At 67.9% G+C, this 12,797-nt stretch carries 11 protein-coding genes and 1 pseudogene; 7 read left to right on the forward strand and 5 right to left on the reverse strand.

Annotation, left to right across the window (positions count from 1 at the left end; all coding sequences use genetic code 11):
- Positions 1-68: 68 nt before the first annotated feature.
- Together ACIREE_RS34940 and ACIREE_RS34945 are read right to left on the reverse strand one after the other, a co-directional pair.
- The gene (locus ACIREE_RS34940) at positions 69-1,874 is read right to left on the reverse strand and encodes a serine/threonine-protein kinase (RefSeq protein WP_404161529.1); all 1,806 of its coding nucleotides are present in this window, start codon (positions 1,872-1,874) and stop codon (positions 69-71) included.
- A 174-nt stretch (positions 1,875-2,048) separates the two neighbouring features.
- A pseudogene (locus ACIREE_RS34945) lies at positions 2,049-2,485 on the reverse strand (DNA-binding response regulator); the annotation flags it as partial.
- Positions 2,486-2,804: 319 nt separating this feature from the next.
- Between ACIREE_RS34945 and ACIREE_RS34950 the strand changes: the two are divergent.
- Genes ACIREE_RS34950 through ACIREE_RS34975 form a run of 6 tightly spaced genes read left to right on the forward strand, consistent with a single transcriptional unit; the run spans position 2,805 to position 7,857 of the window.
- Positions 2,805-3,413, forward strand: a complete 609-nt coding sequence (locus tag ACIREE_RS34950) for a hypothetical protein (protein WP_404161532.1) — start codon at positions 2,805-2,807, stop codon at positions 3,411-3,413.
- A gap of 32 nt (positions 3,414-3,445) precedes the next feature.
- Positions 3,446-4,129: a hypothetical protein gene (locus ACIREE_RS34955; protein WP_404161535.1), complete on the forward strand. Its 684-nt coding sequence runs from the start codon at positions 3,446-3,448 to the stop codon at positions 4,127-4,129.
- 14 nt (positions 4,130-4,143) lie between these two features.
- Positions 4,144-5,574, forward strand: coding sequence for a hypothetical protein (locus ACIREE_RS34960; protein ID WP_404161538.1), 1,431 nt, complete (start codon positions 4,144-4,146; stop codon positions 5,572-5,574).
- Positions 5,571-6,650 (forward strand): TauD/TfdA family dioxygenase, encoded by a 1,080-nt coding sequence (locus tag ACIREE_RS34965; RefSeq protein WP_404161541.1) that lies wholly within the window; start codon positions 5,571-5,573, stop codon positions 6,648-6,650. The genes ACIREE_RS34960 and ACIREE_RS34965 overlap by 4 nt, the downstream gene beginning before the upstream one ends.
- A gap of 2 nt (positions 6,651-6,652) precedes the next feature.
- Positions 6,653-7,393 (forward strand): guanylate kinase, encoded by a 741-nt coding sequence (locus tag ACIREE_RS34970; RefSeq protein ID WP_404161544.1) that lies wholly within the window; start codon positions 6,653-6,655, stop codon positions 7,391-7,393.
- A 23-nt stretch (positions 7,394-7,416) separates the two neighbouring features.
- Positions 7,417-7,857, forward strand: coding sequence for a hypothetical protein (locus ACIREE_RS34975; protein WP_404161547.1), 441 nt, complete (start codon positions 7,417-7,419; stop codon positions 7,855-7,857).
- 23 nt (positions 7,858-7,880) lie between these two features.
- Here the strand turns inward: ACIREE_RS34975 and ACIREE_RS34980 are convergent, their stop codons facing one another.
- Complete coding sequence (locus tag ACIREE_RS34980) at positions 7,881-8,492, reverse strand: class I SAM-dependent methyltransferase (protein WP_404161549.1); 612 nt, start codon at positions 8,490-8,492, stop codon at positions 7,881-7,883.
- A 144-nt stretch (positions 8,493-8,636) separates the two neighbouring features.
- On the opposite strand from ACIREE_RS34980, the gene ACIREE_RS34985 reads away from it, so the two are divergent.
- Positions 8,637-9,857 carry a metallophosphoesterase gene (locus ACIREE_RS34985; RefSeq protein ID WP_404161551.1) on the forward strand — a complete coding sequence of 407 codons (1,221 nt, stop codon included), beginning with the start codon at positions 8,637-8,639 and terminating at the stop codon, positions 9,855-9,857.
- Positions 9,858-10,009: 152 nt separating this feature from the next.
- Here the strand turns inward: ACIREE_RS34985 and ACIREE_RS34990 are convergent, their stop codons facing one another.
- Both ACIREE_RS34990 and ACIREE_RS34995 read right to left on the reverse strand, forming a co-directional pair.
- The gene (locus tag ACIREE_RS34990; protein WP_404161554.1) at positions 10,010-11,383 is read right to left on the reverse strand and encodes a tryptophanase; all 1,374 of its coding nucleotides are present in this window, start codon (positions 11,381-11,383) and stop codon (positions 10,010-10,012) included.
- Complete coding sequence (locus ACIREE_RS34995) at positions 11,356-12,612, reverse strand: tryptophan dimethylallyltransferase family protein (RefSeq protein ID WP_404161557.1); 1,257 nt, start codon at positions 12,610-12,612, stop codon at positions 11,356-11,358. Before ACIREE_RS34995 ends, ACIREE_RS34990 begins: the two co-directional genes overlap by 28 nt.
- Between the last annotated feature and the right edge of the window lie 185 nt (positions 12,613-12,797).

Raw genomic sequence — 12,797 nt, forward strand, 5'->3', positions numbered from 1 at the left:
CTGGTGCCCGGTCGGGGGTGCGCACGGGGTCCGGGAACCGGACCTCGTCGCACCCCGCGCCGACCAGGTCAGTCGCTCTCTGTCGGCTCTTCGGCGTTGCGCCAGACTGTCACGTCGACAGTGACGTACTGGCTCGGATCATGGCTGCCCGACTTTCCGCGATAGGTGACCACCGCGATGTGGCCGGCGTCGCTGCGCACGCAGATCTGCGATCCGGCCGAGAGCTGGTCGAGGTCGATCTTGTCGGTGTAGCGGGTCTCCGTGCGGCAGGCCTGCAGGCTGCCCTTCTGCGCGTTGTTGAGGAGAACCAGCTTGCCATTGTCGGTGCCGAGTTTCTGATCCCCGGTGACGGTGTCGTCGTAGTAGTAGTAAAGGTCACCGCCCATGTACATGGCCCCGGTGTCGCCGCCGTCGAGCGGCTTGGGCGGGCTGTCGCCGAGCTTGAGGTAGTAGTCCTCGGTCAGGTCGATCCCCTTGTAGCTCGCCGGTTTGGGGTCGGGCCGCTTGCCGCCGCCCGCGCCCGTTCCGTCCGAACTGCTGGAGCCGGAGCCGGAGGCCCCGGACCGGCCGTCCCCCTTGTCCGTGTCCGGGAGCAGGGCACCGATGATCGCCAGCAGGGCGAACGCCCCGACGACGGCCCCGACGACGATCAGCCCCGTCCTCTTCTTCGGCGGCGGGGGCGCACCCCACGGCCGGGGACCGGGCATGCCCGGTCCGACGGGCTGCATGGAACCGTGGTTCCACTGCGGAGGCGGGGTCGGGTGACCATGCCGCGGAACGGGCGTCGGATAGGGGGCTCGCCCCGCGACGTACTGGTGGGGCGCCGTGTTCGCGTACGGGGGAGGCGTGTGCGGGCTGAACGCGGTGGGTGGGTGCGGCGGCGCGCCGACGGAAGGCGGGGGCGTGGCCGTCGAGGTGGGCGGAGGCGTCGTCGGCGCGGTCGCGGCGGGCGGGGGTGTCGGTGCGGGCTCGGGCAGGCGCAGCCGCTCGGTGATGGAGCTGGCGAACGTCTGCGGGAGCCAGTCCTCGCCCTGCCGCAGCGGGGTCGGGGACAGCTCGTGGCACTTCTCGATGATCTGGGTCAGGCTGGGGCGGTCGGCGGGGTCGCGGCTCAGACAGTGGGCCACCAACGGCCTCAGTTCGTCCGGGAGTTGGCTCAGATCGGGGTCCTCGTGGACGATCCGGTAGAGGACCGCGTGCGAGGAGCCCTCGCCGAAGGCCGGTGCGCCGATGGCGGCGAAGGCGGTGATCTGGCCCAGCGCGAACACGTCGGTGGCGGGCGTGACGGTGCCGGCAGCCGCCTGCTCCGGGGCCATGAAGTGGGGCGTGCCGACGGTCACGCCGGTGCCGGTCAGCGAGGTCGCGTCGGCGGCGCGCGCGATGCCGAAGTCGATGACGCGCGGGCCGTCGCCGGCGAGCAGGACGTTGGCAGGCTTGAGGTCGCGGTGCACGATGCCCGCGCCATGGATCACGTGAAGGGCCTCGGCGACACCGACCGTGAGCAGGAGCGCGCTGCGCAGCGGCAGCGCGCCATGCTGGGCCACGGCGTGCGCGAGCGAGGGGCCGGGCACGTACGCGGTGGCCAGCCAGGGCTGTTGGCCCGTCGTGTCGCCGTCGATGACGGGCGCGGTGTACAGGCCCTGCACCCGCTGTGCGAGGTTGACCTCCTGCTCGAACCGCCGCCGGAATTCCGGGTCCTGACTGAACTCCGCCCGGATCACCTTCAACGCGATGGGCCTGCCGCCCGGCGTGTAGGAGAGATACACCTTCCCCATCCCGCCGGTACCCAGCACAGCGGCGAGGCGGTAACCGCCCACCACCGGCGGGTCGTCGGCTCTGAGCGGCTGGAACAGCTCCGCCGAAGGTGTCGCCATGTCGCATCGTCCCCTGCTCAAGGGCGGCTGCAGCCACCCGGTCCCCGAAGTCCCCGGAAAGATACCGAAGGAGCGGACTGTTCGTGCTGACCCGGTCGCAACAGTCGCGCTACAGATCCCGTTCCGCCGACGGCGGACGAACAGCGGTGCCTCGCTGCGGTCCCGTCGGGATCGTCAGGGCGCCGAGTGGGGCGGCCGGGGGCTCACGAGGCCGGTCTGGTAGGCGATGACGACCAGTTGAGCCCGGTCCCTGGCGTGCAGTTTGGTCATGGCCCGGTGGATGTGACTGCGGATGGTGAGAGGGCTGATGACCAGTTGGGCGGCGATCTCGTCGTTGCTCTTGCCCAGGGCGGCCAGCGCCACGACCTCACGTTCCCTGTCGGTGAGCAGGCCCAGCTCATTGGGCGGGGCGACCTGGCCCTGGGGTCGGGCATCGCCAGGAACCGGGTGATCAGGGACCGGGTGGCGGCGGGAGAAAGGAGCGCCTCGCCGGCCGCGACGGTTCGGATGCCGGCGAGGAGCACTTCGGCGCTGACGTCCTTGCCCAGAAAGCCGCCGGCCCCGGCGCGCAGAGCGAGAGCGACGTTCTCGTCCTCGTCGAAGGTGGTGAGCGGCGTCCCGCCGATAGGCACCGCCCCTATCGACTGCGCAACCGGGCCCGCCTGCATTTCCCACCCTGCGGGCCCACGAGCCCAAAAGCCGGGGCCCCGGCCCGTTGATCATATGAAGCATGCCGCGTTCGAGATCTTGTTCGGCCTACTCGCCTGACGTCGCACCTGTCCAAAGAGTTCAACTGCTGGCGAACGGCGGCGCTTTGGGGGATCCTCTTTCGATGCACAGACATACAGGATGGCGGCGCGGGCAAGATCGCCATCCTTGATCGATTTCGTCGGGTGTACGCCCTGCAAGAGAAAGCGAAGCCGCCGCTCCATGAAATCTGCCGAAGGTCGTTGGCTGGACACTTCCTCCGGAAGGCGAGTCAATTTGTCCCGCCCGTCTCCTGAATCGATCGCACTGGAGGACATCGCCGGCGCGCTGTCCCGCATCTGCCGGTTCGGAGGTCATACGTCTGAGTTCTACTCCGTGGCCCAGCACTCTGTGCTGGTGTCCGAGGTCGTGGCCGATATGGGAAGGCCGGACCTGCGCCTCCTGGCGCTGCATCACGACTCCCACGAGGCTTATTTGGGGGACATGCCGACACCGCTGAAAAGACGACTGCGGGATGTGGGTCAGTACACCGGATACGCCGATCTGACGGAAACCATGGACCTGGCCATCGGTCAGGCTCTGGGAGTCCCGATGCCACCCTCGGACGAGAACAGGAAGATCCTCAAAGCGGCCGACAACGTGGCGTTTCAGGCCGAGGCCACGCGACTTCTGCCCTACAACGGTGCACGGGCCATCCGCGATGCCCGGTGCCCCGAGCCGACGAGCCGACGATCATGCGCCACTCCCCTGCTGCCACCCCAGGCCGCCGAGAACTTCATGAACGTGCACAACTCCCTCGTCCAGGAACTTTCATCCTTGAACTCTCCATGAGTTCTCGTCCATGAAATGAGTGTGCATCAACCATGCGCGAGACGTCGCTCATACTCTTCTCGGGGGGACGCGACTCGTCCCTGGCCGCCTGTTTGGAGGCGAACGCGGGACGTGACCTCCTCCTCATGACCGCACGTACCGGCGCCACGATAGAAACGGACGTCGTGCCGTTACGCGTGGGAGAGATCGTTCGGTCTTTCCCGGCCGTGTCGGTGGAGCATCATCTGACGCACAGCGCCGGAATATTCCGGAGAGTTGCCATAGCCGATATCGAGAGCGACTTCGCCACGTACCGGACGAACCTCATCCTTCTCGGCCATCAAATGGCGATCCAATGTGAGGGTATCGCGCTCGCGCTGCACCGGAACATAAAACGAGTGGTGTCCGGGTTCTCGTCCTACCAAGCTCACGAGTACATGGAGCAGATTCCCGAGGCCGTCGCGTTCTCCCGAGAATTCTTCCAGAGTTACGGACTGCAATTCGAAACACCCATCGAGCCCTACGGCACGCTCGATGACGTCAAGTTCCAGCTTCTCGATTTCGGGGTGACAACCAAGTCCCTGGAAGCCGTTTCGCTCTTCGCAGACAGTTTTTCCGTCGCCGAGACCGATGCGGTCACGGCGTACATGGAGTCGAAGCTCGACGTCTGCAGGTCCTACATCAAGCTGAAGACCGGAGTCGATCCCTCGCTCAGACCGGGGAAAACCGAGCAGTGAGGAGACGCATCTTCTTGCACTTCGTGGACCACGAGATCCTGGCCCGCATGGCCGCGGGTTCCACGCCGCCGTTGACCGTATGCGAGCGCCTGGTCCGTATTTCCACGGTCGTCTCCCCCGAACCCGCGCTCTTCCCCATATCCGCCCATCACGAAGAGGTGGCGATATCCGGACTCCTGCAGGGCTTCTCCCCCCTGATCCAGAACGATCTGCTCCGCGTAACCGGCAGCGGGGCCGACCCGCGGACGAATCTCAACAGCAGACGCCACCAGTTCGACAGCGACAAGATGCTGTTCGCTCCTCTCTTCTCATCCGCCCAGGACCGTCTGGTGGAGGAGTACAGCGCGGGGTGGGTGGAGAAGCAGGGAAACGCGACGCTCGGCATCCGTAAATGGTGGGAGACGAGCATCGTCGATCCGGAGAGCCGGCTCTCCCTCACCTTGTATGCCGGCCGTCCGGTCCCCGATCGTCTCCTGGACGCCTTTCTTGAACTTCCGGAGCAGTTGGGCGATCGACCGCTCCTTGCCGACCTGGTCGCGGACGCGATAACGCTGCGAAGGCTTGCCGATGGGCCGCCTCTCCACCTCAGGGCGGAACTGGGCGCTCATCTGACGCGCCAGTGGGCCGGCTTGTACTGCGACAGCCTTTCGGCGACAGTGTTCCGGGACTTCGGACGCGGCGTGCCGGAAATGAGCGTGTTCACCCCCGCCCACTTCCCTACGCTCAGCGCACGCCGCATCGAGTTGATGCTCACGGAGCTCGGCATCCATCAACCGCTTTTCGGACTGCCGGTCCCCGTGCTGGCCGGTGTCCTCGACAATCTGCGTGTGGAACGCGAGTACTTGGCGAACGATCTGTTTGCGCAAGGATTGTCCGGGTCCAACTCGTGGACGGAGCGCCGGCTGAACAGAGTGGCCCGCTATCGAAAGCGGAGGCACCGCTCTCTTTTCTGGACCGGACCTTCGCATTACCCGTTCAGGACATACGCGAGCGCGGCGGTACGGAAAAGCGCCCACAGCCTTGCATGGTCTCTCGAATGTTATGCTGACGTAGCCCGAAATCATCACTCCGGTCCATCGGAAAAGGGGTCTGTCGTGGATCGATCATTTCACGTGTCGCATGTGACCGGGGATGTAAATGTGGCTCAGGATTCGGCCACCATCAACACGATGAGGGTGTCTTCCGCAGGAGTGGCCGATCGTCTCCGCAGGGCCATGAACTCCGAGAGTGACGCCGCGCGGTTCGTCGACTGGCTGGGCGGCGCCGACGTGACCCTGGACGAGGAAGTCACCGCTGACACCATCGTCGCCGACTTCCCGTCGGAACAGATGAACAGCGAGAACAAGTCCCTGCTCAGGAAGATCGGTGAGAATCTCGCGCTCAGCGCCGGCTCGTCCGGCGCGGTCGTCGCGATCATCGACGCGATAAAGGCGCTGACTTCTTGACTCAGCACCTCCCCGCCGAGCAGAACCGCGTCGGCGGCGGCTGGGTCCGTGAGGATGTCACCCCGCACGAAGCCAGTTGGCGCAGAGCAATGCCTCCTCCTGTCGTAAGAGAACTGATCGCGGCAGCGGCGAAGTCGGGGGACCAGAAGGCCGGTGGCACTCAACCTGCTCTGCCGCTCCAGGTGCTACCGGCGTCCAAGGCCCTTGCCACCCACATACGCAAGGAGTTGCGAACAGGCTTCGGATTCACCGTACTGACTGGCTTTCCGGTGGACGAGGATCCTTCGCTGGTCGAGCGGGCCTATTTGCTTTTCGGCCGCCTTCTGGGCCGACCGGTGTCACAGAACCGATGGGGGGACCTCATCGGACGAGTGGAGGACGTTCGCCTGCCGCGTGGCGGCGGGAAGAAGCGGGGCTATACAGGTTCGGACTCCCTGTCGTTCCACGCGGACCGCACCGATGTGGTCACGCTCTTGTGCATCCGGCAGGCGGCCGCGGGAGGCGTGAGCCGCCTCGCCTCCGTCCCCGCCGTGCACAACGTGATGCTCGATGAATCACCGGAATCATGGGCCGAGCTCTGTCGGCCGCTGCCCAACGATCTGCGAGGCGAAGCTTTCCCGGGATTCTCCGACTGGCACGGCATACCCGTGTTCAGCATGGCCGGGTCATCGCTCGTGATGCGCTACCTGAGGATCTTCATCGAGAAATCGCAGCGCTACCCGGATGCGCCCGGAATCACCCCGGACCAGCGAAGGGCCATGGACAGGCTGGACGCGATACTCGCCCGTCCAGAAATGTCGGTGGAAATGACCCTGGCCCCCGGCGACGTGCAGGTGATCGACAATTTCCGTACGCTCCATGCGCGGACCGCCTTCGTCGATTCGCCCGGTGCCGGAACGCGTCTGCTCCTGCGGCTGTGGCTCGCTTCCGCCGACAGTCCCGAGCTGCCGGCGGCTTATCGCCCGCTCTACGGTGCCACCCGGGCAGGAAGTTTTCGAGGCGGCGTGTGGCCCGCCGGGGTCACCCCGGATCAGCTCGGCGAGCCTCTCCGGTCACCGGCAGGAGCCGAGGAGTGAGGATGGACTGGGCGAGCGAACTCTCCGTACTGGCCGACGGATACGAGCCCCACATCCACCTCGACTCCTCGTCGCCCACGCGAGCCACCCTTCTGCTGGTCGGCCCCTCGGGGGCGGGAAAGGACTCGGTCAAGCGGGGCCTCCTCGCGACAGGGCGTTACCGCGAAATAATTTCACACACCACGCGTGCCCCCCGTTATAACGACGAACTTCTTGAACAGGACGGAATCGAGTACCACTTCGTCACGCACGAACAGATGGCTCGTCTCGCCCGGGACGGGAAGTTCGTTCAGTTCAAGCGCTATGGAGGCAACTATTACGGCACCAGCTCCCAGGAGCTACGGAGAGCCTGGGAGAGCGGGACGGCCCTGACCGACGTGGACATCCAAGGGGCCCTGGCATTCAGCAGAATCGCCCTGCCTGGTCTGCTGATGGTCTTCCTGCTGCCGCCCGGTCTTCCGGAGCTCCTGCGCAGGCTGGAGAGTCGGTGCGTTCGGAACCCGCGGGACGGAAAGGCCGCGATCACGCAACGCGTCGCCATAGCGCTGCGGGAGGTCGAATGTGTCATCTCCCACGCCGACCGTTTCCGGTTGGTGGTCAACGACGATCTGAACACCGCGGTGGAGGAGGTCGACGCGCTGGCGACCGGAGGAACGGCTCGCCGCCCGATCGCCGCCCGCCGAGTGCTCGACACCCTGGCGTCCGACATCAAGGCGTACTTGAGCAGCAACTCGCCTTCATAACAAGGTCAGGCTAGTTTGCTCGGATGAGTCTCCTTGATGATGTGGCCGAGCGTGACGGCTGGCGATGCTGGGTGTGTGACGAAGCGGTCGACCCCGACGAGTCGGTGAACGACCCGCGGGGGCCCAGCGTCGACAGCCGGACCGCCGACCGGAAGGCCAAGATCCCCGAGCGGCTCGCGCACCGCGGATGCAACACCCGCAAGGGCGCGGTCAAGGTGGTCATCGCCTGGCCGGACCGTCTGTACGTGGTCGAACCCGCGCCGCTGATCACCGTTGCCGGGAGGCTGGAGCGCAAGGGGGGCCGCGAGATGGTGGGCCGTTGTCCGACCAGGCGGGACGCCCAAGAGGCGGCGGACTGGCTGGTGGACCGGTTCTCCCGACTGGTACCGGGGCTGCCGGTGACCGCCGACATCGAGCCGGGCGGCGGCCAGTTCCTCGTCACCCTGGCCACCGGCCGCCGCTGACCAGGGGCCACCGGCGCACCCGGTCAGGGTCGGGCGCGATGGACGCTGACGGCGTAGCCGCCGCCGTCGTAGGGAGCAGCGTCCCAGGTGGCGAAGTGGTCGACGAGGTCGAGGCCGGCCGCGGCGCAGTGGGCGTCGTACTCCGGCAGCGTGATGGTGGGCGGCACGGGCAAGTGGGCGGCATCCAGGCCGAAGCCCGCGACCAGCAGGCCTCCCGGGCGTACTGCTGCGGCCAGGCGTTTGAGCACCGCGGCCTCTGTCCCGGGGTGGACCAGCGGGATGACGTTGCCTGCGGCCACCACAAGATCGAAGTTCGCCGAGATATCGAGCGCGGCTGCGTCGAACTCGGCGAGATCGACCTGGAACCAAGGCAGTTGAGGCGCTCGCGCTCGCGCCTCGTCCAGCATGGAGGCGTCCAGATCGATCCCCACACAGTCGTATCCGAGCTCCGCCAGCCGGATCATGACCCGCCCGGTACCGCAGCCCGCGTCCAGTACCCGGGCCCCGGCGGGGAGCAGGGCCGCGCAGAACGCGGCCTCTCCGTGCATGTCCTTCCCGCTGCGGGCGAGCGCCTCGAAGCGCGCGGCGTACTCGCCTCCGGACGTCCCACCGGTCAGTTCCTGCCAACGACTCATACGATCGACTATAGATCTCCGGGCCGCGCCAACTGCCCCGGCACGTTCGGCGGCCCAGCCCGACGCACAGGTCCGTCCGACCGGCCCAAGGGCGACCGGATACAGTGCGCGCGACGGCAGCCCGGCTGCTCGAGGAGGGGAAGCGTGACCGACACCAGCGAAACCCGACCCGCCGACAGTGTGGCGCACGCGACGCAGCAGAGCCGACTGCGCCGCCTCATGCGCTTCATCCCTCTGATCGCCCCTGTCCTGCTGTGGGCCGTGCCCTGCTGGGTACTGCTGTACACCGGCCAGCACTGGCCGCTCCCCGTCGCCCTGGGCGGCACCGCCCTGTTCGCCCTCGGCCTGATCGGCATGCCGCTCACGATGGTGCGCGGCCACGGCAAGCGGCAGCAGGACCGGGCGGCGATCATCGGGGACACCCTGCTGGGCGCCGGCTGGGTCCTGTTCACCTGGTCCGTGCTGCTCGGCGTCCTGCTGCGGCTCGCCCTCACCGTGGCCGGCGTCGGCGACGGCCAGGACCGGGCCAGGATCACCACCTGGGCGATTCTCGGCGTGGCCGCCGTGCTGCTCGCCTGGGGGTACGCCGAGGCCCGCCGGGTGCCACGTGTGCGCCGCCTCGACGTGCAACTCCCGCGCCTTGGCGCCGGGTTGGACGGCACCCGAGTCGCCCTCATCACCGACACCCACTACGGCCCGCTCGATCGCGCCCGCTGGTCGGCACGGGTCTGCGCCACGGTGAACACCCTGGAGGCCGATCTGGTCTGCCACACCGGCGACATCGCGGACGGCACAGCGGAACGCCGCCGCGCCCAGGCTGCCCCGCTCGGCACCGTGCAGGCCACCCGGGCCCGGGTCTACGTCACCGGCAACCACGAGTACTACAGCGAGGCCCAGGGCTGGGTCGACCTGATGGGCGAGCTGGGCTGGGAGCCGCTGCGCAACCGCCATCTGCTGCTGGAGCGCGGCGGCGACACCCTCGTGGTCGCCGGCGTGGACGACGTCACCGCGGAGTCCTCCGGTCTGGCCGGCCACCGCGCCCACCTCGCCGGCGCCCTGGACGGCGCCGACCCCGACCTGCCCGTCCTGCTCCTGGCCCACCAGCCCAAGTTCGTCGACCGGGCGGCGGCCGCCGGCATCGACCTCCAACTCTCCGGCCACACCCACGGCGGCCAGATCTGGCCCTTCCACCACTTGGTCCGCATCGACCAGCCGGCCCTCGCCGGCCTCAGCCGCCACGGCTCCCGCACACTTCTCTACACCAGCCGCGGCACCGGCTTCTGGGGCCCGCCGTTCCGCGTCTTCGCCCCCAGCGAGATCACCCTGCTCGTACTCCGCTCCGGACAGCGGCCGTCCTCGCCGTAGCACCGGGCTGGGGCCCTTCTGACGGATCTCGCGCTCGAGATACCGAGATCAGCAGCCTCCACGTACGCTCGCCGGCCACGGCCCGGTGCAGCGCCGCGGCTGAGCCGTGGGCGATGCGACGGGCCGGCCGGCGTCGTGGCCGAAGTGGCCGATCAGTTACTGGGCTGCGCGGGCTCCAGTTTGATGCTGAAGTGGCGAAGGATCGGCGACTGCCCCACGATGCGATAGCCGCGCACCGATTCGGGGTCCTTGGCTATGTCCGCCAGGGTGTCGGCGACATGGTCGTAGTGGCTGCGGGTGTAGACCCGTCGGGGAAGCGCCAGCCGCACGAGTTCGTAGGGCGCGGTCTTGACGGGGTTGCCCTGCTCGTCCTCTTCGCCGAGGTACAGCGAGCCCAGCTCTGCCGAGCGGATGCCTCCGCGCAGGTAGAGCTCACAGACCAGCGCGGTGCCCGGGTACTGGTGCGGTGGGATGTGGGGCAGAAGCCGCCCGGCGTTGACATAGAGGGCGTGCAGGCCGGCCGGTTCCACTATGTCGACCCCGGCTTCGCGGATGCGTGCGGCGAGGTAGCCGGCGATGTCGGCGCGTTCCGCGAGGTATGCCGGTTCGGTGACTTCGAGGAGTCCGCGGGCCATCATGTCGAGGTCACGGCCGGCCAGGCCGCCATAGGTGGTGAACCCTTCGGTGGCGATGAGCAGGCCCTGGCACCGCTCGGCGAGTTCAGGGTCCTTCAGACCGATGAAGCCGCCGATGTGGACGATGCCGTCCTTCTTCGCGCTCATGACGCAGCCGTCCGCGAGGCGGAAGGCCTCCTCGGCGACCTGGCGTGGGGTGCGGTTCTCGTAGCCGGGTTCGCGCTGGGTCACGAGCCAGGCGTTCTCCGCGAAGCGCGCGGCGTCCAGGATCAGCGGCACGTCGAAGCGACGGCACAGCGCGGCCGTCCGGTGCAGGTTCTCCATGCTGACCGGCTGACCACCGCCACCGTTGTTGGTGATGGTCATCAGCACGGCTGCCACGGGCGCCTGGTGGGCGTTCTCCAGCGCGTGCTCAAGGGCGATCAGGTCGATGTTGCCCTTGAAGGGAAAGTCGCTGTCGAGGTCCTTCGCCTCGGCGCAGGGCAGGTCGTAGGCCTGGCAGCCGGTCAGTTCGACGTTGGCGCGGGTGGTGTCGAAGTGGGTGTTGGACAGCACGCTCGTGCCGGGCTTGAGCAGGGAGGAGAACAGGATGCGCTCGGCGGCCCGGCCCTGGTGTGCCGGCAGGATGTGCGGGTAGCCGGTGAGTTCGGAGACGACCTCGTGCCACCGGTAGAACGAGCGGCTGCCGGCGTAGGACTCGTCACCGTTCATGCCCGCGGCCAGTTGGTCCGCGGAGATGGCGCCGGTCCCCGAGTCGCTCAGCAGGTCGATGGTGACTTCGTCGGCACGCAGCTCGAAGGGGTTGTAGGCGACCCGCTTCAGCGCGTTCTCGCGCTCCGTCCGGGTGGTGAACGCGATGGGCTCTACGACTTTGATGCGGTACGGCTCCACGTGGCTTCCTTCTGTGCGGTGTGCGGGCCGGCGTGGCCGGCGGCCTTGTGGCCGGGGTTCAGGGCACGCTGACTTCGTCGTGCAGGTACACGTTGGTCCTGCGGGTACTGCTCCTGCGGCGGCCGGACGGCGTAGGCCTCCGAGGACAGATAGGCGGTGATCCGGGGCTGCCGATCTCGCTCGTACACGAGGGCGAGGTAGGCGATCAGCCCGACCCCGTCAGCGAGCCGGCGCTGCGTGAGGGCGCGCAGGCCACGGCCCAGGATCGAGGGGTCCATGCCGAACCGGGTCAGCAGGGCCGTGGCCCGTGTGAGGGCCTCTTCGTCGTCGCGGACGTAGTCGCGTACGGGGATGTGGAGTGTGAAGCCGCTCGGGTCGGCGTCTCCTTCGGTGAAGGAATGGCAGGTGAGCGCAGGCCTCTTGAGAAGCCGCGGAGCGTCGTCGGCGCCCTGATCGGACCGAGGAAACGATCCTGCAGCTGTACGGAAGAAGTACCTGATGTCGGACTCCGCGGGCCCGGCGGCACGGCTCAGCGCGCAGGCGTCGTCAGCCGACATGTCCGGGTGCTTCACGTAGACCTTGACGCGGGGCGTCTTCCAGGTGCCCAGGTCCAACGCGAGGAACGGGTATCCCGCCGCGGGGGGAAGCTCCGCGAAGGCCTTGCCGTAGCCGAGTCGGCGCAACGCCTCTCGCACGGTGCGCGCAGCGTGTTCGGGTCCGGCGGCGGAGGGATTCAGATAGACCTTGACTCCGGGCACTCCCCCGGCGCGCAGGTCGAGTGCGTACCACAGTGCCAGTGGTCCCTCGGCCGAGGAGGGGAAGAACAGGTCTTCCAGTGCGTCGAGTTGGTCGGTGGAGAAGTCCCAGCGGGCGGCCATCGTGCGGATGGCGTCGAGTCCGGCGCGAGCGCTGTCGCCCATGTCGCCGTGGGCCCATCCGGGTTCGACGAGCACCCGCAGTACCGGAGCGGCGTCCGAGGTGCAGGCAAGGGAGAACTCGACCGGTGTGTGGTCGTCGGAGAGGAAGCTGGGTGTGGCCGGCGGCAGGGACAGCGGTCGCCGGGCGGCGTCCGAGAGCGAGTCGAGAAGGACCTGTCCGTACAGTGCGGTGTCCGCCTCGCTCAGGCCCACCGTGGCGCCGAGGCGGCGTAGTTGGCCGAGAACGTGGTCGCCGAGCGTTGTCTCTCCGGGACCGGCCGTCGGTATGCCGGTCTCCGGCTGCGTGGTCATCGTGCCCCTCGCGTTTCGAAGGGCTGTGAGCGCTGTGCGCGCTCGGAAGGTGCGGGCGTACGGGGACGTAACACGTCGGCGGGCGAAGAGACGGAAAGGGATCCGCCGGGAGAGGCAGGTATCCGGCCGTGCGGCTTGTCGGGGTCACCGCCCGTGCACGGATTCCGTCTACTGAAAGTAGTGCG

This window comes from Streptomyces sp. NPDC102467 (assembly GCF_044765445.1).
Taxonomy (GTDB): domain Bacteria; phylum Actinomycetota; class Actinomycetes; order Streptomycetales; family Streptomycetaceae; genus Streptomyces.